This window comes from Candidatus Liberimonas magnetica (assembly GCA_020523885.1).
Taxonomy (GTDB): Bacteria; Elusimicrobiota; Endomicrobiia; order Endomicrobiales; family JAFGIL01; genus Liberimonas; species Liberimonas magnetica.
In genome coordinates this window covers 1-21,161 of sequence record JAJAPY010000028.1, presented here as the reverse complement: position 1 = coordinate 21,161, position 21,161 = coordinate 1, and the positions used below count along the sequence as shown (strand labels likewise).

25 protein-coding genes are annotated in these 21,161 nt (G+C 39.5%); 8 read left to right on the top strand and 17 right to left on the bottom strand.

Annotated features, from left to right (window positions below; genetic code table 11):
- Positions 1-60 precede the first annotated feature (60 nt).
- The 15 genes from LHV68_13520 to LHV68_13450 all read right to left on the bottom strand — a co-directional run bounded on the left by LHV68_13520 (position 61) and on the right by LHV68_13450 (position 12,001).
- A complete protein-coding gene (locus LHV68_13520) occupies positions 61-2,049 on the bottom strand; it encodes a radical SAM protein (protein MCB4792883.1) in 1,989 nt (662 codons plus the stop codon).
- A 24-nt stretch (positions 2,050-2,073) separates the two neighbouring features.
- Positions 2,074-3,933, bottom strand: coding sequence for a radical SAM protein (locus tag LHV68_13515; GenBank protein ID MCB4792882.1), 1,860 nt, complete (start codon positions 3,931-3,933; stop codon positions 2,074-2,076).
- Positions 3,934-4,051: 118 nt separating this feature from the next.
- A complete protein-coding gene (locus tag LHV68_13510) occupies positions 4,052-4,432 on the bottom strand; it encodes a hypothetical protein (GenBank protein MCB4792881.1) in 381 nt (126 codons plus the stop codon).
- Between the two features lie 5 nt (positions 4,433-4,437).
- Positions 4,438-4,881 (bottom strand): hypothetical protein, encoded by a 444-nt coding sequence (locus LHV68_13505; GenBank protein MCB4792880.1) that lies wholly within the window; start codon positions 4,879-4,881, stop codon positions 4,438-4,440.
- 80 nt (positions 4,882-4,961) lie between these two features.
- Positions 4,962-6,164 carry a flavodoxin domain-containing protein gene (locus tag LHV68_13500; GenBank protein ID MCB4792879.1) on the bottom strand — a complete coding sequence of 401 codons (1,203 nt, stop codon included), beginning with the start codon at positions 6,162-6,164 and terminating at the stop codon, positions 4,962-4,964.
- 109 nt (positions 6,165-6,273) lie between these two features.
- A complete protein-coding gene (locus tag LHV68_13495) occupies positions 6,274-6,501 on the bottom strand; it encodes a sulfurtransferase TusA family protein (protein MCB4792878.1) in 228 nt (75 codons plus the stop codon).
- Positions 6,502-6,516: 15 nt separating this feature from the next.
- Positions 6,517-6,987, bottom strand: a complete 471-nt coding sequence (locus LHV68_13490; GenBank protein ID MCB4792877.1) for a DsrE/DsrF/DrsH-like family protein — start codon at positions 6,985-6,987, stop codon at positions 6,517-6,519.
- A gap of 20 nt (positions 6,988-7,007) precedes the next feature.
- Positions 7,008-7,181 (bottom strand): hypothetical protein, encoded by a 174-nt coding sequence (locus LHV68_13485; GenBank protein MCB4792876.1) that lies wholly within the window; start codon positions 7,179-7,181, stop codon positions 7,008-7,010.
- A gap of 1 nt (position 7,182) precedes the next feature.
- Entirely contained in the window at positions 7,183-7,560 is a 378-nt protein-coding gene (nifU, locus tag LHV68_13480) for a Fe-S cluster assembly scaffold protein NifU (GenBank protein ID MCB4792875.1), read from the bottom strand.
- Positions 7,561-7,671: 111 nt separating this feature from the next.
- Positions 7,672-8,913, bottom strand: coding sequence for a cysteine desulfurase (locus tag LHV68_13475; protein ID MCB4792874.1), 1,242 nt, complete (start codon positions 8,911-8,913; stop codon positions 7,672-7,674).
- 179 nt (positions 8,914-9,092) lie between these two features.
- Complete coding sequence (locus tag LHV68_13470; GenBank protein MCB4792873.1) at positions 9,093-9,521, bottom strand: ferritin-like domain-containing protein; 429 nt, start codon at positions 9,519-9,521, stop codon at positions 9,093-9,095.
- On the bottom strand, positions 9,514-9,921 hold the full coding sequence (locus tag LHV68_13465) for a transcriptional repressor (GenBank protein MCB4792872.1): 408 nt from the start codon (positions 9,919-9,921) through the stop codon (positions 9,514-9,516). The genes LHV68_13470 and LHV68_13465 overlap by 8 nt, the downstream gene beginning before the upstream one ends.
- 146 nt (positions 9,922-10,067) lie before the next feature.
- Complete coding sequence (locus tag LHV68_13460; GenBank protein ID MCB4792871.1) at positions 10,068-10,295, bottom strand: hypothetical protein; 228 nt, start codon at positions 10,293-10,295, stop codon at positions 10,068-10,070.
- Between the two features lie 207 nt (positions 10,296-10,502).
- Entirely contained in the window at positions 10,503-10,751 is a 249-nt protein-coding gene (locus LHV68_13455) for a SemiSWEET transporter (protein MCB4792870.1), read from the bottom strand.
- A 41-nt stretch (positions 10,752-10,792) separates the two neighbouring features.
- Positions 10,793-12,001, bottom strand: coding sequence for a TIGR04013 family B12-binding domain/radical SAM domain-containing protein (locus LHV68_13450; protein MCB4792869.1), 1,209 nt, complete (start codon positions 11,999-12,001; stop codon positions 10,793-10,795).
- A 45-nt stretch (positions 12,002-12,046) separates the two neighbouring features.
- Here LHV68_13450 and LHV68_13445 point away from each other — a divergent pair, with 45 nt between their 5' ends.
- From LHV68_13445 to LHV68_13435, 3 genes are all read left to right on the top strand, one after another.
- The gene (locus LHV68_13445) at positions 12,047-12,934 is read left to right on the top strand and encodes a radical SAM protein (protein MCB4792868.1); all 888 of its coding nucleotides are present in this window, start codon (positions 12,047-12,049) and stop codon (positions 12,932-12,934) included.
- A gap of 146 nt (positions 12,935-13,080) precedes the next feature.
- On the top strand, positions 13,081-13,386 hold the full coding sequence (locus tag LHV68_13440; protein MCB4792867.1) for a P-II family nitrogen regulator: 306 nt from the start codon (positions 13,081-13,083) through the stop codon (positions 13,384-13,386).
- A gap of 18 nt (positions 13,387-13,404) precedes the next feature.
- Positions 13,405-14,157, top strand: coding sequence for a hypothetical protein (locus LHV68_13435; GenBank protein MCB4792866.1), 753 nt, complete (start codon positions 13,405-13,407; stop codon positions 14,155-14,157).
- 3 nt (positions 14,158-14,160) lie between these two features.
- Here LHV68_13435 and LHV68_13430 read toward each other — a convergent pair whose 3' ends face one another.
- Complete coding sequence (locus LHV68_13430; protein ID MCB4792865.1) at positions 14,161-14,883, bottom strand: hypothetical protein; 723 nt, start codon at positions 14,881-14,883, stop codon at positions 14,161-14,163.
- Positions 14,884-14,979: 96 nt separating this feature from the next.
- Positions 14,980-16,437 (bottom strand): radical SAM protein, encoded by a 1,458-nt coding sequence (locus LHV68_13425; GenBank protein MCB4792864.1) that lies wholly within the window; start codon positions 16,435-16,437, stop codon positions 14,980-14,982.
- A gap of 67 nt (positions 16,438-16,504) precedes the next feature.
- Between LHV68_13425 and LHV68_13420 the strand changes: the two genes are divergently transcribed.
- The 5 genes from LHV68_13420 to LHV68_13400 form a co-directional block, all read left to right on the top strand.
- Positions 16,505-17,419 (top strand): cation diffusion facilitator family transporter, encoded by a 915-nt coding sequence (locus tag LHV68_13420; GenBank protein MCB4792863.1) that lies wholly within the window; start codon positions 16,505-16,507, stop codon positions 17,417-17,419.
- 143 nt (positions 17,420-17,562) lie between these two features.
- Positions 17,563-18,204, top strand: coding sequence for a thiamine phosphate synthase (thiE, locus tag LHV68_13415; GenBank protein MCB4792862.1), 642 nt, complete (start codon positions 17,563-17,565; stop codon positions 18,202-18,204).
- A gap of 200 nt (positions 18,205-18,404) precedes the next feature.
- Positions 18,405-19,568, top strand: a complete 1,164-nt coding sequence (gene nifS / locus LHV68_13410; protein MCB4792861.1) for a cysteine desulfurase NifS — start codon at positions 18,405-18,407, stop codon at positions 19,566-19,568.
- A 340-nt stretch (positions 19,569-19,908) separates the two neighbouring features.
- Positions 19,909-20,622, top strand: a complete 714-nt coding sequence (locus LHV68_13405; protein MCB4792860.1) for a hypothetical protein — start codon at positions 19,909-19,911, stop codon at positions 20,620-20,622.
- Between the two features lies 1 nt (position 20,623).
- The coding region (locus LHV68_13400; GenBank protein ID MCB4792859.1) for a M23 family metallopeptidase at positions 20,624-21,161 on the top strand (538 nt) is incomplete at its 3' end.

Sequence of the window (21,161 nt, the reverse complement as noted above, 5' to 3'; positions counted from 1 at the left end):
ATCACCTCAAATCTGGGTATCCAAATGTAAAGTTATTTCAGGGACACTACACTAGAGCCTCTACCTCAACAATTCAAAAGGTATCTCTTTATAGATACGTTTTAACGTACACACTTTCTCTATATTGCCTGATACTATCTGTTTCCTGTAATTCACCATCGGCTCCCCGTTCCATATCTCTTCCAGGCTCTGGGTGTTTAGATTGCCCAGGACATTCTTACAAAAACAGCTGGCATTAGGGCTGGCTTCACCTGTCACATCTATATTTAGCGTTTTCCACGGAGCCTGGCATATTTTCACTTTGTCGGGTATATCTATCTTGGGCTCCTGGCAGGGTTCATTATTAATATTTTCATGGTTTCTTATGTTTTCTTGGTTTTCGCTCAGCTTAGTCTCTAGAAGGTCCTGTGTAATATTGGTATTAAATATAATGCCGTACTTTTTGCAGTTTTCCCTTGCATTATCCAAGGACTTGCTGACACAGGATAAAACCTTGTCGTCCCGGTTGAAATTGAATATATTCTGGTTATTCCGGTTCTCATATATCACCATGAAGTTTATAGCGTTAAAATTATATTCCCTGGCAAATTCTGCAAAAGCCTCGATCTGGTGATAATTAGACTTCACGACCACGAGGTTCAAGGTCAATTTATATTCCGGGTTTATCCTGTTGATCAACTCGTTTACCATTTTAAGCTTTTGTATCAGCAATTCAAATCTGGCCCCTTTTCTGATTTCTTCATATACTTCCTTTGTCGCACCGTCTATCGAGATCGTAAGCTTGACATTATTTTCTATAAGTTTAGAAACGGTTTTTTTGTCCATCAAAAGACCGTTCGTGGTTATCTCCTGTATCAACGGATGTTTAACGGCTTCGTCAAGGAGCTCTTCAAAACCCGGATACATGAACGATTCCCCGCCCATCCAATTTATGCCTTCAAGATAGGGGAATATATTTATTATTTCCTGTTTCATCCTAGCGGATATTTCTTGTTTGGGTATTTTCTGGTTCAAACACATTGTGCAGTCTAAATTGCACTGGTTCGTCAGGTTCACAATGAGTTTCCTGACCTTCGACTTAAGCTTGACCGCCTGTTGTGCGATCTCAAGCTCATTGGCCAGGCTGTTCATTATCATGGTCTTGTAAGTGAATTTTAATTTTAACGCTTTTTTTATTATCTCAAGAGCCTTATCTCTGCTGCCGTTTATATTGGCGCACTCCACTAATTTTATTATTTCAAATTGTATCCTTTCTTCGGATTTTTTGTCCCTGCCCATATCCATTAATTTGGCAAATTCATTTAAGGCTTCCACATACCTGCCTTGATACTTATAACCGTTAGCCAGGAGCCAGTGCGTCATACTGTTTTCTGAATTTAACTCTATCGCTTTACTTAACTCGCTTATCAGCTTCCCGTATTTGCCCTGTTCAAAATATATCCGAGCCAGCTCATTGTATATGTCTGACTCAAATTCCCTGTCTCCTTTAGACAGTTCAAGCGCTTTAGCAAACCCGCTCAATGCCTCCTCATATTGCCTCGAATGCAGGTTTATACATGCCGATAGCTTGTAAGCGTATTTATTTCCTGCGTTTAAGCCTATCGATTTTTTTGCCTGTTCCATCGCCGGGCCGTAGCTCTTCATACTGAGATACGTATTTGCTTTCTCATGGCAAATGTCAGATTCAAATTCCTTGTCTCCATTGGACAGTTCCAGGGCTTTATCAAATTCTTTCAATGCCTCTTCATACCGCCTGCAGCGGCTGTATATATTAGCCGAGAGCTTATAGGCATTTTTATTCTTTGGGTCAAGGCTTTCCGCCTTTTTTGCCTGTTTCATTGCCAAGCCGTACTTCTTCAGACCGAGAAATGCATTTGACTTCTCAGTGTAAACGCCGGATTCAAATTCATGGTCCCCTTTGGACAGTTTCAGCGCTTTATCGAATTCTATCAAGGCCTCTTTATACTGCCTCTCATGCAAATACCGGCACCCCGAGAGCCTGTAAGCAGATTTATCCAGCGGGCCTTTTTTTAATTCCTCGATCGCCATCCTTTGCTCCTCTTATTTATAGGGTTACCCCAATAGTTCGGCAGGTATCTCTTTATAGACTTCTTTTAAAGTGCATACTTTGTCTATATCCCCTGATACTATCTTTTTGCGGTACTCCGTTATCTTTTCTCCGTTCCATATATCTTCCATACTCTGGCTGTTTAAATTACCTACTATATTTTTGCATAAACAATGGACGTCCGGCCTTACATTGCCGAGGAAATCTATGTTCACCCTTTTCCACGGAGCAAAACATTTCAATGTTCTGTTTGGAAGCTTCTCTTTCTGTCCCGTATCTTCCCTGCCGGTACTGCATAGTTCATCAGCAAACGGGCCTGGCGCATTTTTTTTGAATATATCCCTTCTTATATCGTGGAAACAGCCTATACCGTATTTGCCGCACTGTAATACGGCCCTATCGACAGCCCTGGCTATGCCTGATAAAATGTTTTCATCCGTATCCTGTGCAAAAATATTCTGGTTATTGCTGTTACCCACCACCATAAAAAAATTTATCTTTGAAAAACCGTGCGTTCTTGCAAATTCAACGAAACTTTCTATCTGATGATAATTGGCCCTCATCACTACGGTATTTAATTCTATTTTAAAATCCGGATTTATACCGGCCTTTATCCTGTTTATCAGGTTAAGTTTTTCTATTACAATCTCAAACTCTGCCCCTCTCCGTATATCTTCGTAGACCTCTTTAGTAGTGCCGTCAATGGAAATTATGAGCCGGATGCCGTTCTTTATGAATTTATGAACATGCTCCTCGTTCATCAAGAGACCGTTTGTGATTACAACCTGCCTTACTTTATGTTTTATGGCCTCATCAAGCATATCATTGAAATCAGCGTCTAAGAACACCTCGCCGCCCGCCCACATTATCTCCTCCAGGTGCGGGAAGGTCTTTACTATTTCTTCTTTTACCTTTTTAGGCATCCCCGGTGCCGGCAGTTTTTCCGACCAGCACATTTTGCAGTTCAGGTTGCACCTGTTGGTAAGGCAAAGGGTTATGGTCCTTACTTTTGACATGAGCTTTGTTGTGCCTTGGGCTATTTCAAGCTCGTTTGTAAACCTGTTTTTTTCTCTCTGGCTTTCATTTGAGGCGATGGTTTTTATCAGTTTTTTTTCGTCTTTCAGCATTCCAAGCGCTCTGTCAAACTCTTTTTGAGCTTCGGAGTATTTCCCGATCATCTTATATGAAAGGTTCAGTGATAAAGGTATCGAAACATCAGAAGGGTTCAATGCCATCAGGCTTTTCAATTCACCGATCAAAAGATTATGGTCTTCTTGAATGCTGTATATCCTGGCCCTTTCTTCGCATACCTGTTTTTCTATACATCTATCGCCTTTATTGAGCTCAAGGACCTCCTTGAACTCTTCCAGAGCTTGAGGGAACATGTTCTCGGCTGCATACGCCTTGGCTAATATCAAATGTGAATATATGTTAAGAGGGTTTATTTCTATGGTTTTTTTTATTTGATCTATAGCGGAACGGTATTCTTGCATAAGAGAATATATCTCAGCAGTTCTAAAATGAGCAACTTCACTTTCCGGACAGGTTTCTATCGCCCGTTTATATGCCGCCAGTGCCGTGGCATAATCTTTCTTGTGGAAGCAGAACTCCCCTATTTCGCAATGTGTATCCGGATCGTCTATTGTTTCAAGGTTAGCGGTATAATAAAGGAACCTTTCCTTCCGCTTTTTGTCCCAGTATCTCTCACCGTAGCGCAGCGTGATTATCTTGAAAGCCAAAAGGAAAACATTTTTAATCCTTTTTGACAGGTCGTCAAAAGAAGTTATTGATTTTATCCTACCGAATAAATAGACGGGATTAATTATGTTTATTAGCCTGAAATCAGTAATTGTGCTGGATTTCATTTCTTTCATAATTAGCGAGTGGTAGTGCATTTAGTATCTAAAGAAGTGTTTTTGCTTTTAATCTGTGTAATCTTTTATAAATCCGTGTAATCAAGTATATGATTTTCAAATTCCTATACTACCAGTTAATGAATCTGTCTTTTATCAGATAATCCTTAATATGCCAGGTTATGCCTTCAGGGTCAATAAAGAAGTAACATTTCCCGTCAGGGTTGTCTGAGACCCTTGATATTTTACACTTCAGTATTTTTTCTATGAACTTTTTTGAGCCTTTCATCCTAAGGCCGGGGTTGCAAAATCCCGAGCTTGTCACCGGTTCGCCTTTTTGTTTTTTCTTTACCTCAATGTTCGGCCCTCCGGGAGATTTAAACATCGAGGTACCGTCCCTGGCTATTATCTTATACCTTCCTTTTCCGAATATCTTTTTAAGGAACCTGCAGTATTTAGGAATGCTATTCACATGAACTTCTATGTGGTCAAAAATGATCCGTTTTTTCATTTATACTATAGATCTACCTCGGTCATCCAATTTCCGTGCAGGTTGCACTTTTCAACCGCACTAAACTTCCCGCTTGAAACTTTTAAATGAAGGCCTACAGCCGGGTTAAGCTTGCCCGGTGTCAAGATCGCGCGCAAAATGAACTTCTTATCAAGATAACAGTCTATATTCATTATAAAATGCTCCGGCAGCATCGGGTGTGTCACCTCTCCGATCTTGACCTGGACATCAGTACAACCGTCAGGTATCAGGCCGCATTTCTTCTCTACAACTATTACCGGGATATGTTTTTTATTGGTCTCTATTTTATCGGTCGCAGCGCTGGGGGTTACTATAGCATCGTCTTTTTCATTGAAAGCTTTTTTCGGAGACATACACACAGGGCACTTCTCCGGTGCAGCTCCATCAATCGAAATAAAACCGCAGACCGAACAAACAAAACCTTTCATGATTTCCTCCAGGTGTAAGGTATAAGGTTTAAGGGATAAGAATAACAAACGAATGCCGTTGTCTTCTTACACCTTACCCCTTACACCTTATCACTGTTATTTATTTTTTCTGCGAATGCTTTGCCGAATTCATAGCATTGCTTAAACTCTCCGATATCCGGCACGAATTTGAACTGCAGGAAAGGCATAGCTATCTCAAGACCGGCTTCCTTGAGCCTGCCTTCGATATTTTTTGCCGCGCCTCCTGCCCAGCCGTAAGACCCGAAACTTGCGCCTATCCTGTTTTTCGGCTTTAACCCCTTAAAAAACTCCAGGAACCCGGCGATATTCGTCAGCGTGTCGTTATCGTGTGTGGAAGAACCGATCAAGACACCCTTCGCATTTAACATTTCTCCTATTATTGCAGTAATATCGGCTTTATTTATGTCATAAAGGCGCACATCGCAGCCTGAATCAGATAGCCCCTCAACTATCTTTCTTGCCATTTTTTCCGTGGAATTCCACATCGTCTCATAGACCACTACTACTTTTTTCTCGGTTTCATTTTTTGCCCATTTTACATAGGCATTGATTATTTTTCCCGGGTCCTTTCTCCAGATTATCCCGTGGCTCGGCGCTATAGTTTTTATCGGGATATTCATTTTTACCACTTCTTCGATCTTTTTAAGCACAAGAGAACTTAAAGGCCAAAGGATATTTGCGTAGTATTTTATTGCCTCTTCCATAAGGACAGCCTGGTCGACTTCATCATCAAACCTTGCCGACGTGGCGTAATGCTGGCCGAATGCGTCATTAGGCATAAGAAGAGCATCTTCTTTAATATAAGTGAACATACTGTCCGGCCAGTGTAACATGGGAGCTTCAAGGAAAGTAAGCGTGCGTTTGCCCAGGTTCAATGTTTCTCCGCTTTTAACAACGTTGAAATCCCAGTCCACATAATAATTTTTGTACAGGCCCTCTTTGCATTTCTGTGTTCCGAACAGTTTTGCTTTCTGGCAAAGTTTCCATACTTCAGGTAATGCGCCGGAATGGTCGGTTTCTACGTGGTTAACAACTATGTAATCTATTTTAGACGGGTCTGTTACTTGCCTTACATTTTCTATAAGTTCTTTGGCAAACGGCCCGTAAACAGTATCTACGAGCGTTACCTTTTCATCCATGATCAAGTATGCGTTATACGTTGTGCCTCTGTTGGTGTTGTACGTATGGCCGTGAAAATTCCTTACAGTCCAGTCTACTACGCCAACCCAGTAAATATTTTCTGCAATTTTAATGACAGACATAAAATCCTCCGGAAATTAAATTTCAGACTACAGACTTCAGACTACCGACCATAGACTAATAAGAAAGAAAAAAGTTTCATTCTGTAGTCTGCAGTCGGTAGTCTGTAGTCTATTTTTTTTGCACGTACCCTTTAAGGATATCACCTTCTTTCTTCATTTCTATAAATTTTTCGCCCGTAACCTTGCACCAGGAAGGCAGGTCCTTTTCAAACCCGGGGTCATCAGCGAGTATTTCAAGGACCTCGCCCGGGGCCATGGTCTCAAGCTCCATTTTCGTTTTTACTATAGGCATGGGGCAAAATAAGCCGGTACAATCCAATGTTTTGCTTGCTTTCATAGCGATTCCTTTCGTCTAAATAAATAAATTTACTTTAGATTCTCTTGCTTCAGCAAGGTACGTTGAAGCGCCTGCAAATTCGTTAACTTCGGGACTTAAACTCTCTTTGTTTAAACCTAAAACACCGCAGCTCGTCGTACATGCTATATATTTAACGTTCAGCTGTTTTGCCAGTTTCATCAGGTCATCCAGCGTAGCCATTTTTGTTGTTTTCATGAGCTTATTCATCATCCAGGGCCCGAGCCCGAACATATTGAGCTGGCTTGTAGGAAGGCTTGACGTGCTGAAAACATTGAACATCTTCTGCATCATATTCTGGGATTTCGATATTGAAAACTTCGACCTCTTTAATACGTTTAAGCCCCAGAAAGTGAAGAATATCGAAACGTCCATATTGCTGGCTGCAGCGGTCGTCGCAAGCGTAAAAGCCGCTATGGCTTTATCAAGCTCCCCGGAAAATAAAATAATAGTCATCTTTTCCTTCATCTTTCCCCTCCTAAACAACCTTAACTGCAGTGCGGGCAGGTTTTTTCTTTTTCATTGAACAATTTGCCGCATTTAGGGCATTTTAAGAATTTCTTGCCGCAGGGCACACAGAATACAGGCTCAAAACATTTCATCTCAAGCTCATTTTCGCAGTACGGGCATTCACAGCTGTCTTTCTTATTATTTTTATTCATTTTATTTTCCTTTTTTAGAAAGATAGTTTTCTATAGCTTTATGAAGAGCATCAGCACCGAGATTTGAGCAATGCATCTTGTGGGACGGAAGCCCCCCAAGCTCTTTTGCTACCAGGTCATTGGTTATCGCTTTTACCTCATCTATCGTCTTCCCTTTAGCCATCTCGCTGACCATGGATGAAACAGCTATGGCTGCCCCGCACCCGAATGTTTTATATTTTACGTCTTCTATCCTGTTATCCTTTACCTTTATGTAAAATGTCATCATATCTCCGCAAACAGGGTTCCCTACCTCCCCTACTCCGTCAGCATCTTTTATCTCTCCGACATTTCTCGGATTCTGAAAATGGTCCATTACTTTTTCTGAATAAAATGGCATATTATAACCTCTCTTTAGCGTAGAGCGTGGAGCGTTTAGCGTATAGAAAATCTAAAACATGATTCGTTTTGACCTTCCTATCCGCTCTACGCTATCCGCTAAACGCTATATTTAGTTTTCCTCGTTTCCGTGTTCGTGTGCGTGCTCGTAATCCGTACCAGGCCCGGCCTCCTGCCGTTTGCCGGTTTTCTTGAAATAACTGTAAAGAGGCGACATCTCCCTTAATTTTTGGACTATCGGAGGAAATTCCTTTAAAACAAATTCTACATCCTCGTCTCCGTTATATTTTGATAAAGACATTAAAATAGAGCCCTGCCCCACAGCCGCATCGCAGCCTATCGCGGTCAGGACATGCGACATCTTAAGCGCTTTTGAAGCGCAGGCAGAACCGCTCGAGACATAGATGCCTTTCTGGTCTAACAACAGGAACATCCCCTCTCCTTCTATGAACTCGACCGAAAAATTGACATTACCTGGAAGCCTATTCGTCCGGTGCCCGTTCAGGTATATATGTTCTATTTTCTTCGGCAGTTCATCTATCAGCTTATCGCGCAATTTTATGATCTTGCCATAATTATCCTGCATCTCGGCCTTTGCCAGTTCACAGGCTTTCCCGAAACCTACTATTGCCGGGACGTTTTCCGTGCCTGCCCTTCTCCCGCCTTCCTGGACACCGCCGTCTATCTGAGGAACTACCTTTGTACCTTTTTTGATATAAAGCGCAGCAGCGCCTTTTGGCCCGTAGAACTGCTGGCCGGATAATGTAAGTAAGTCTGCTCCGAGCTTGTTTACATCAACAGGGATAATGCCGGCTGTTGAAACGGCATCGGTATGGAACAATATCCCTTTCTTTTTGGCTGCTTTAGAAATTTCCTCTATCTGCTGGACAGTACCTATCTCCGTATTTGCATGTTGTATAGATACAAGTATCGTGTCCTGCCTTATTGCCTTTTCAACATCTTCTGCCGAAATAATTCCGTATCTGTCTGCCGGAATGTACGTAACCTCAAAACCGTTCTGGGAAAGCCTTTTTGCGCAATTTAGCACTGAGAAGTGTTCTATACTTGAAACAATGATATGTTTTCCCTTATTTTTTAAGGCTTCAGCCGCCCCTTTGACCGCCAGATTATTGGCTTCCGAAGCGCATGAGGTGAAATATATCTCTTCAGGTTTTGAACCGATAAGGCCAGATACCTGAAGGCGCGCTTTTTCCAGGGCATCCTTTGAAACAAAACCAAAGGAATGCATGCTCTGGGCATTGCCGTAATTTTCCCTTAAAAACGGCAGCATTTCATTATAAACCCGTTCATCTACAGGTGTGTTAGACTGGTTATCTAGATATACTTGTCTCATAATAACTCCAAGCTTTTAATAAATTTCGAAACTACAATCTCGAAATCCGAAAAAAACTACAATATTAAATATCTAAATTCCAAAAACCTCAACTTCTTGAATTTACTTTTGCCGTATTTCTGTTTGCCTATTTAATATTTTTTCGGATTTCGATATTCGAATTTCAAATTATTCTTTCTCTATTTAAGTTTCTTTAAAATATGCGTTATTTTATCCAAATGCTCCTTTTCATTTTCCCTGATACCTTTTAAAATGATATTAAAATCCGTATCATCGCAAAGCTCTATCAATCGCCCGTACACAAAATATGCCTGGGTTTCTTTTTCGGTATGGCTCCGCAGTGTGTCGCGAAGGGAAGGCTCTATCGCAACCGGCCTAAAATTGTAATCGGCTTTACTCCCGAGTTCTATGATCTTCATTGCGACCCTGTCCGCATGCCTGAATTCTTCTTTGCTAAAGTTCTCGAAAACTATAGAGAGCTTATCTCCTCCGACTATTTTCTTCTTGAATATTTCCGCTTCCTTTAAATAAAGGAATGCATCGTTATATTCTTTTTCCAGGGCGTCGTGTAACAGGTTTACAAATTCTTTTCCGGTGTTTTTATCCATTCTTATTGCACTCCTTGCAGGTACCTATAAGATACCCGTGCAATTCTTTTACTATGTGCCCGTCTACTTCTTCTTTATTGCATATAGGGCATTTAAAATCCATATTAAATATCTTTTTGCATTTCTCGCACAGGAAATGGTGGTGCCTGTCTGTTAAAGCATCATACCTCACTTCAGTCCCGGTTATATTTATATAAGTCATAAGCCCGGACCTGCACAGCATATCAAGCGTGTTATAAACCGTTGTGCGCGAGATAGTAGGTATCTCTTTTACAAGGTCCCTGTAGATCATATCAACTGTCGGGTGTATATGGTTACCCTCAAAATACTTAAGTATCTTAAGGCGTTGATAAGTCGGCTTTATGCCCTTGGATTGTAGTTTTTTATTAATAATTTCCATGTTTGTAATGATTACAATTATGTATTATATCCAATTCTCTTTGCCCTGTCAATCTATATGCAACTAAGAGTCAGCTTTCGTGGGAATTGCCTATTTAGACCAATAGAGATGAAGGTTCCATATTTAAATCCGTATTGTGTTCCCATTCATGACATCCAATGCAAGGCCAGGACTCCCAACCCTCCTAATATAACAAAAACGATGAAAGTAGTAACGGCGGTGTCAAGAGCCAACTTAATTGGCTCTTTCTTTGTGGGATAATGGTGAACGTATTCATTATAAGTAATAGCGAACGCTACACAGGCCGCTATAAAACTAAAAAGCAAATCTATAAAAACGTATCCTGTGATTACTCTAACACTTTGATCTTCCATAGACCCCGTCTTTGCTTATGAAATAAGGAGCATTATTTGATAGTACGCTATTCATTATCTTCCGTTTCAAGTCTATTGTATATTCTTTCGCATTTTAAATTAAACCTGCCGAATTTATAGCCATTACCGATTCCGCATCGGACACGGCTCACCACTTTAAGTCTGTCCCGTGCCAACATCTATTGCGGGAATGGATGTTGACGCATATTACCCGTGTTTGATTTTCATTATGATGATGATTATTATCATTACAAGGGTGGCAAGGTTTGCGATAATGACGGGCATTTCATGGATCAAAAGGCCGTAGATAAACCATAAAAATACGCCAATTGCAAAAATTGTAAAAGTGGTCAGGGACAGGTCTTTTGTATTTCTGGTCTTTATGACTACATATACCTGAGGTATGAACGAAATCGTACACAATATTCCGGCTATTATCCCTATATAAAAACTCATTCTTTTTCCTTTTTCTTTTTATTATACAAAAATTGGCTTTTTTAAGCCAATTTCCTGCCAAATTCGACTTGTCTAAAGAAATCTCCCAGAACTACTCCGATTTTTACAAATTTCACTATCTCTTCCTTTATATCGTCTTCTATGGGTTCCGGAGCTGTGTTTGCAAAAACAGTCCCGGGAAGCGGGATAAAATAATGCAGGTTGAACTGAATGTTTTTATATAAAAGAAGGAGGGATTTCATGAATTCAAGGGTTTGAATCCTGTCTTTTTTGGTTTCTTCCGGCACACCGAATAAAATATCAACAATAGGGATAAATCCATTGGCTGAAAGTATTTTAACTGATTCTAAAACATCCTTTTTTGTATCTTTCCTTTTCATTATCTTTAACACATTATCGCTCCCGCTTTGAGCACCAATTATTATCTTCCTGTTCTGTATATATTTCCTTAAAATACCTGCGGCTTCGGGATATAACGCAAGGCTGTGTGAGGATATTTCCGAAGGGAAGTTCCCGTACATTATATTTATCTTTGTTTTCCTTATTCCTGATAAAAAATCTTCCAGATACTTTAGATTTACCCTCCCGCCTTTTGCACCGTATGAGAGGGCATCTGAAATAATGAAAGAAACCCTGTCTCTTTTTGCTTCAATAAGGTATTTGTTATAGTGTTTTGCATATTCTATGCTCCTTTCCCTTATTTTTGGGAATATTTGAGGGGTCTGGCAAAAGGTACATCTGTTCAAGCAGCCTCTTCTTAGTTCGATAGGCCCGAAAAAACCTCTTTTGTAGGCAAACGGAGGGTAATCATCAAAGTTTTTAAGCGGAAGAGGATCAATTATCCTGTTTTCAGGGAGTTTTCCCGAATCATATAACTTATTTAAAAAATCAGGGAAAGACTCTTCTGTTTCACCCCTAAAAGCTATATCTGCACCGGCCCCAAGTGCCGCCTTTGGAACTGCCGTAGTAAAACTGCCTCCGCAAATTATGATTATTTTGTCTTTTAAAACGTTTTTCAGCTCTCTTATCTCGTTTTTAACGCTTTCAAACTCAGTTACCATGAACGAATAACAAAGGATATTAATAGATTTGTTTGAGTTCACTTCGTTTATTATATCCTTAGCGCTCTCTTTTGTGGAGATGTAAAATTTTCTGGGATCAAGCTTTTCATCAACGAGGCCGATAAGCGCAGATAAGGTATAATGGTTATAATTAGACCACCTGAAAATTATATTGAGTTTTTTTGCCATATATATTACTATTATATATAATTATTAAAGAAGTGTGGAGATAATATGTTCGGTACTTTAGATTATGAAGGTATTGTTATAAGGCCTCCCAGCGAAGCTGAAAGCCTGATAATCCAGATCACTTTGGGTTGTTCGGATAACAGGTGTATATTCTGTCCTGCTTATAAAGAAAAATATTTCCGGATAAAAGATCTTCATGTAATAGAAAAGGAAATAATCAAGGCTTCAAAATATTATCCTGATACAAGAAGACTATTCTTCGCTGACGGAGACGCTGTAACAATTAAACAGGAAGAGCTAATTAAAATATTCGAGACGGCTTTAAGGTCCTTCCCTAAACTCACCAGAATAAGCCTTTATGGTTCGATAAAAAGTTTAAAGGCTAAATCCGTGAATGATTTAATCGAACTTAAAAAAAGAAAACTCAATCTGATTTACCTGGGTTTTGAAACAGGCGACCAGGAAGTATATAAACTTATTAACAAATATGGTTCGCCCTTGGAAAACCTTGAAACCTGCCTTAAGCTAAAAGAGGCAGGGATCAAAGTTAATACAACCGTTATTCTCGGGCTTGGCGGTAAAAAATTATCCTGCCAAAACGCCGTTAATACGGCAAAACTCTTGAACAACTCAAGGCCTGACCAGATCGCAGCTCTGACGCTAATGATAGCCAAAAATACCCCGCTTTATGCTATGGAAAAACAAGGGATTTTTAAACCCCTTGAAGGGTTCGAGTTCATCGAAGAACTAAATAATTTAATTAAGAACATGGATGATTTTAATTGTTTGTTTTTTTCAAACCACGCATCGAATTATTTCCCAATACAAGCACGGTTTCCGAAAGACAAACCTTATGTCTTAAAAGAGCTCAATGGCATACTGACAAGGAAAGACAAAAATATCCTTGCTCCGGAATGGCAAAGAGGGCTGTAAAGATTGTGCTAAAATATGTATAATACCAAGAAATAGCGTATAGCGTGTAGCGTAGAGCGGATAGGAAGGGCAAAACAAATTAAGATTTTTTAGTTTTTCTATACGCTAAACGCTATACGCTCCATGCTAATAGAAATGGAGGTTCCATGAGTTTTAACCTTATTACTTGTATCGTTGAAAGAGGAAAGGCTGACAGGATCGTTGACGAGGCACTCAAGGCAGGGGCAACCGCAGCGACTATGTATTATGCAAGAGGCAGAGGTATAAAGGAAAAACTTGGAATTCTTGGAAGGCTCATTGCTCCTGAAAAAGAAGTTATTTTGATAGTAACAAAAAAAGACCAGACAGATAATATTTTTAATACAATTTCAATTGCCGCCCAGCTTGATGTCCCGGGCAAAGGTTTTGCCTATGTACAGCCCGTTGAAAAAATAGCCGGAGCTCTATTATAATTTCCAGAGGGGCGCACTATGAAAACTTTCATGATAGTAATGTTAATCGGAGCCGTCTGGGTAACTATGCAGAGTAAAAACTATATGGGCAAACTGTCGGATGCGTTTCCTAAACTTCCAAACCAAAACAATGTATCCGCCGGCCTTCCCAAACTCCCGGACCAAAACAGCACAGCAGCCGACCTGCCGGCACAAGATGAAACGATAAACCAGCTGCCTGCGCAGGAGATCAACAGGATGCCCGAAGCAAGCGCTTCGGACCTTGCGGAGCTTGGAATGGAAAAGAACGCCATCAGCTACGATATCGTATCGCCGATGATCGCCATGCAGGACAAAATGAAAAAAACCGAAGAATCCGCAAAAGCCCTGCCAAGCAAGTGGAACAATTTTAAAAAGAACTTAAAAATACAGTTCAATAATTTTAACAGGAATTCTTTTTCAATTTTTGCCGTATTATGCGCATTGGTCATAATGCTTCGCTTACTAAAAATATGGAACTTACTCAAATTCGTTTCTGATTCCCTATTTGGTTTATCAAGGCTATTACTTTTTTTGATAAGTATCTCGTCTTTTTTTGTAGCATATTATTATCATGCCAATATCTGGGACCAGCCGGTTTTTTTCTTGTTCCCTACTGGAGTTTTGTGTTTGAGCGCTTTTGGTTTGTGGACCCTGGACAATAATTTTCCGATATGGAAAAGGCTTTACGGAAGTTTTATCCTGCCGATAATCTCTGGAATTGGCGTCAATATCCTTCTTTCCGTACTGTAAAACTTAATAGGCTGCCCCTACCCTCACACCTGCATAGAACCTGCTTTCCTGGTTTCCGTCCGTAGAACTTCCAAGGCCGTCAAACGGGATACTTTCTGCAGCAACCAAAGAACAGCCGAGTATATCGGTAAGCTTAAATCCTAAATCTGCAATTATAGAAAGATCTTCCCCCTGCCCGTTAATGATAAGTTGGTTGTTATATCCGGCATGCGCGCCGAAACTAAGTTTCACAAAACCTTTAGCATCTAGAGAATAGCTTTTCACAAGATCCAGGGATAAATATGAGCCGTTCCTTGTAAGGTAATCATAATAATACATAATATTCGGGGTCAGCGGAAGACCTGTCAATTGCAGCCCCAGATAATATTCGGCGCTGTAAGTCCTTGTGCCGGGAAAATCATAATATATATTCCCTATCGAAGCATCAAAATAAACAAATTCATAAGTATAATTGACCGAGAGATCCTTCTCATCAGATTGCAATGAATCGCTGTGGGTTGTATCCCAGCTGCTAAAGAAAGCTGCAGTAAAATTATGTGCGCTTAAATAAAAATTCGGCTGCAGTACGGGATTTTCGTCCAAAGTAAACCCGCGCCATACATAGGACGTTAAAAAATCATATTCCTGCGAGAATTTTATATTTTTGCCGGTAAGCAGGCCTTCTGCAGAGACCGTTACTTTTAAAACAACAGTAAGAAATAAAATAATAAATATTTTCTTTATCATAGAGAACCCCTCTTTTGACTCTCAATTCTAAACACTAAACTCTAAATCCTAAACAAACTTAAATAACCAAAACTAAAAAAATAACCGGATTTTATTTTATAACCAGTATGGTTTTTCTTTCCCAAAAATAATTTCCCATACATCTTTCGGTTCCATACAAAGATAAACCGCAGTTTTACTATTTCTTTTTCTTATCCAGGCGAAGATCTTCTTATAAATATCTATCCGCAGTGCCTTATAATACCTCATTTTTTTGTCATGCCCTATCACCAGTTCATCATAAATATATTTTGTATGCGGGAACCTCTGCTCGATGACCGGTTTAAGCATCCTGTTAAACCGGAAACTGCCCAGGCTTATCCATTCTATATCAGGCACTGTATCGCACATCAGGTTTACGGTTTCTCTGTAACCTTTTTCCCAATCATCATAATAAATGACAGGGTCAAAATGGAACCCTATTTTATATCCGTTATTATAACATATTTTTGCGGCCTTTAACCTCTCAGCCAGCGTGGCAGTTCCAAACTCTTCGTTTTGAACTATCTTTTCGGGGTTAAGAGACCAGGAGACTACGGTTTTATTGTTGTGCTTTAATCCTATCAGGTTTTTGACATTACTGCTTTTAGTTTTTAATTCAAACAATACATTTTTATCAGAAAAAAACGGGACAAGGGCTTTCGAATACTCCGTAATATTATCTAAAGCAAGGGAATCTGTAAACTCGCCCGTACCTATCCTGACGGTTTTATTTTTAAACTTGTTCAGATATGAGCCTACCTTATCTAAAAAATAATCCAGGTTTGAATTTAAAATTATACCCGGAAAATTCGTATATTGCTGTAGATAACAGTACGTACAGTCGAACGGGCAGCCAAAACCAAGGTTTATTATATGGTAATTGCAGTTAATAACGCCTTTTGTACAAGGGCAGGCTTTTGCAAAATCAAAACTTTGAGCCGTGACAAAAATATCCCTTTTTCTTAAATTAGATTGCTTCGTCGCGTCGCTTCTCGCAATGACTAAAGAAGTGTCATTGCGAGCCGAAGGCGAAGCAATCTCTCCGCTATTGAAATCCCTATTTCTTAAATTATCTTTTAAAAGTATATTTTCTTTTCTGTAATCCTTGATACTTGTTATATATTCTGTTTTTATGTCGGGGAATAACTTAACCAGATTATTTGCTAGACGGGAATCCTTGGCGGCATTTTCAATGAATATATGCTCAGGGTAAAACTTTTCGTTACATATTTTTTCAGAATTTCCTTTTTTATCGAAACCGATATTAAGAAAAACATTAAAATCTTTTTCTTTAATGGCGTTAGGATACCTGCGGCCAAGGAGGCAGCCTTTTATTTTCAGGAATTTTCCCAGATAACCGGTATTTTTGTCGTTAATTATGTTTTGCAAAATCTTTTCTTCAAATATTTTTTGAGGCAGGATGTTCTCTCTCTGGCAGATCTCAAAAATGAGCCTTCTTATCTCATTTTGTTTGTTTATGCCGAGTTTAATCTTTATGTGTTCTCTGATCAGGCTATCTATTTGGTTTAACATAAAACCATTATAATAAATTTATACAGCTATTTGCCAATGAATATTAAATTTAGTAGAATAAAAATGTATGAATGAAAAAGTTAAATATGCAAAATTATCAATAATATCGAATTCCGGGCTGATACTCTTAAAGTTCATCGTAGGCATCATTACGGGTTCTGTAAGTATTATATCCGAGGCTATCCATTCAGCAATGGATCTGGCAGCAAGCCTGATAGCTTATGTATCAGTCAGACTATCAGATACGCCTCCGGACAAAGGGCACCCTTACGGGCATCAAAAAATAGAAAACATTTCCGGTGTCATAGAAGCTATGTTAATAATTATGGCATCATTTTTTATAATCCGTGAAGCTATAAAAAAACTTATCCAGCATCAGCATGTCACGATGGTAGGCTGGGGCTTTGCAGTTATGCTGGTCTCTGCCGTGGTAAATATCATTGTATCGAAAAAGCTTTACAAAGTGGCCAGAAAAGAAGAATCGGTCGCTCTGGAAGCCGACGCGCTGCATTTAAAAGCAGATGTCTACACCTCTTTCGGCGTTTCTCTGGGGCTTTTGATCCTGTGGATAACCGACCTCCATTTTCTTGACCCGATAGTGGCGATAATCATCGCTCTGTTGATATTAAAAGAAGCGTTCGAAATGTTAAAGCAAGCATACACTCCGCTTCTGGATTCACAGCTTAGCGACGACGAGGTGAAAAAAGTCGGGGCTGTCCTGGATAAATATAAGGACATCTTTACCGGGTTTCATGAACTAAGGACAAGGCGGGCAGGAAAGATGAAGTATATAGACCTTCATTTAAACGCTCCTAAAGACATGACTATAAAAGAATACCATGAAAATTGCGACTTGATAGAGACAGACATAGAAACAGCCCTGAAAAACACTAACGTACTGGTCCATATAGAACCGTGTACGGATCAATGCGGCGGATGCGTTCTAAAGGATAAAAGCAAATACTGTAAAAGCGGGAGCTAACTTCAATGCAAAATGCAAAGTGAAAAATGCAAAATTAATGTGTCCGCCAAAGCGTACTTATTTAAATCGTTTGCTATAGGCAAACACCGCAATTTTGCATTTTGATATTTAATATTTGCATTTATTTCTCCGGAGGATAAGTGATAAAAGGATATTACTTCATAACCGATGCTTCTTTGAGCCTTAAAGGCAATTTGAACGATGTGGAAATGGCAGTTGCCGCAGGCACAAGGATAGTCCAGTACAGGAACAAAGAAGGAAGCACAAAAGAACTGCTTGAAGAAGCGACTCTGCTCATAAAAAAATGCACAAATAAACTGTTTATAATAAACGACAGGATAGATATAGCTTTGGCGATCGATGCTGATGGCGTCCATCTGGGGCAGGACGATATGCCGTATAAAATAGCCAGGAAGCTGCTCGGCAAAGACAAAATTATTGGAATAACAGTTCACGGCATGGAAGAAGCTATGGAATCTTACAGGGCAGGCGCAAATTACCTGGCTGTATCACCGGTGTACAAAACAAAAACCAAGCACGATGCAGGAAAACCCTTAGGCGTTGAACTCATAAAAAAAATAAAAAAAGAAATGCCCGTCCCGGTAGTAGCTATAGGCGGCATAGACCTGGCCAATGCAGCGGAAGTTGTAAGCGCCGGAGCGGACGCAATATGCGCGATATCCTCTGTAATAACTAAACCAAACGTCAAAGAGGAAATAGAGAAATTCCAGAAGTTTTTTGGTATTGTCAAAAGTTCTATGACAAATGCAGCAAAAAAGCATTAATATTCACATAAATTTAGTTTTTATAACAGGAAAGATAAGACAAATTCGAATCTCGAATACCGAATTTCGAAAAAATATTAAATAGGCAAAATGGCAAAACAGAAAAAATTTAATTCCTTTTAATTATTGCAGTATTTCTGTTTGTAGTTTTTTTCGGATTTCGTGCTTCGGATTTCGGATTTATTAAAAGAGGCCTTTTAATGAAGAAGAAAATTTATTTAGACCACAACGCCACAACTCCTGTAAGAAAAGAGGTGGTTGAGGCTATGCTTCCTTATTACACGGACATCTTCGGAAATGCTTCAAGCGTGCACATGTTCGGCCAGGAAGCAAGAAAAGCAGTTGAAGATTCAAGGGAGCAGATTGCTTCTTTTATAGGGGCAGCGGCGGAAGAGGTAATTTTTACAAGCGGCGGGACAGAAAGCGACAACTTTGCGATAAAAGGCACTGCTTATGAGAAAAAAAACAAAGGAAACCATATTATAACGTCAAGCATAGAGCACCCCGCTGTACTAAATACCTGCCAATACCTCGGCCAAAACGGATTTAAAATAACTTATCTTGCCGTAGACAAGTACGGCCTTGTTGACCCTGAAGACGTAAAAAAAGCTATAACTAAAGAGACTGTCTTAATAACCATAATGCATGCAAATAATGAAGTGGGCACTATCCTGCCGGTCAAAGAAATAGGAAAAATAGCAAAAGACAATGAGATCACTTTCCACACCGATGCAGTTCAGTCAACCGGCAAGATTCCTATCAATGTAAATGAATTGAACGTTGATATGCTTTCCATGTCAGGGCACAAAGTATACGGGCCAAAAGGGATAGGCGCGCTTTTCATAAGAAAAGGCACCAGGATAGAGCAGTTCATGCACGGCGGCCACCATGAATTCAACAAAAGAGCCGGAACAGAAAACGTTCCGGGCATAGCGGGATTTGCCAAAGCCGTCGAGGTCCTTTCAAAAGACCTGGAAAAAGAAAATAAAAAGCTTTCCTTGTTAAGGGACAAATTGTGGAACGGGTTAAAAAACACGATAGCTGACATTTCTCTTAATGGGCACCCAACCCTTAGGCTTCCTAATACCCTCGACGTTTCTTTTAACTACATTGAAAGTGAGAGTATTATACTTAACCTTGACCTGAAAGGCATCGCTGTTTCAGGAGGTTCTGCCTGTGCATCAGGTTCGACGGAACCGTCGCACGTTTTAACTGCCATGGGCGTTGAACCTACCTGCGCTCAGGGAGCCGTACGTTTCAGCCTCGGCAAAGACAACACCGGAGAAGATATTGATTATGTCCTTGAAGTCCTGCCTCCCATAGTAAAAAAATTAAGGGATATGTCACCTATACATAATAAATAGTATTCTGTGAAATAGGCATATTAGACGCTAACGGACAAAATAAAGCATCCATTTCTCTTTCAACCACTTCATAAATAACAAAAAGAACTTTGTCGATTAATCGTAATACTTTATTTAAAATCCGCATTGGAGGGTATAACACATGAACAGGACAAATCTAATTCTATTTTCAAGTATTTTATGTTTTCAGCTATTAGGGATTTCAGTTTGGGGAGCAAGTATTGAAGTATTGCGGGATGAAGGGGCTATAGTTATAAGGGATAATAATGCCGACGGTAAAGTAATAAGCAACATACCGGTAAAGACAAGGCAGGAGGCGGACAAAATTTATGAAGAGCAGGTGCGCAGTAGGAAATTAAACAAAGGTGAATCAGCAGATTTTGAGCCGCTAAATCCAAGACTAGAGTTTCATGATACAAACGGCAAAACATTTAAGACAATAAGCCTTGAAACTGATTCAAAAATAATTCCAAGAAAAACTGAAGAAAAAATAATAAAAAGCAAATATTTGACTGAAAAAGCAGTTATAACCAGCAATGATAAACAATATGCTTTATTATCAATATTTACCGGGTTTTCTGCGGATATAGATGAAAAGGGGAATGAACAACTTTACTATGACAGAGTAAGTACATGCAAACTTGAGTTTTATGATGCAAACGGTGTTCTTTTATGGGAAAAGCAGATGCCGGAAGGAGTAAGCTGCGGGGATGCAAAATTTTCTGATAATGGCGAAATAATATATGTCCCTGTCGGATTAGCTGAAACTACATATACGGCACATATATATAATAAAAAAGGCGATTTGCTTTTAAATGTGCCCTGGGGTTCTGAGCCTGTGATGTCACCAAATGGGAAATATCTTGCATTAAGAGTTGCGGGAAATCCAACATCAACAATATTTTATAATCTTGAGAATGGAAAATCTTGGAATCCGGGAAAAAGATTAACAATTCCTATTAATGGATTTTCTAACAATGGGAAAGTGATAGTAGACGACATTAAAGATAAAAGCTCTTTTGTAATTGATTTAAAGCAGTATATCGGAGATTAGTATGCTTAAGAAAATAGTAATTATATCATTAAGCATATTCATATGTTCCATAGTTTTCGGACAAAACTTAAACCCTCCAGGAAACTGGTCAATAATATCGGATTATGGGCCGAGGAATGTTGCTAATTCTTGGTTCCACTATGGGATAGATTATGCCGGTAGTGAAGGTGAAAGCATAAAAGCAGTAGAAAGTGGCAATATTTTTATAATTGATTGGGACCAAAACGGCGGCGGGTTTTATATCGGGATAGAAGGAACAATCGGTTATTGGACATATTTGCATACTTTTAGCGGAATAAAGGACAAACATCCGCTTCCAATGATGTCAGGTAATTGGGAATTAAGAAATACTACTTTAGAAAAACCAGCTAATGGTAATAATTATACAGGGAATATCATTATCCTTTGGTCAGGAAATTATCCTCAAAAAGTGTTATCAATCAGTGATTATTCAAGTTACTGGATCAAAGATTCATCGGGAAATTATTTGTTGGATTCGTCAGGCAACAAGATAACAACGCAAAGCACTGTTTCTGCCG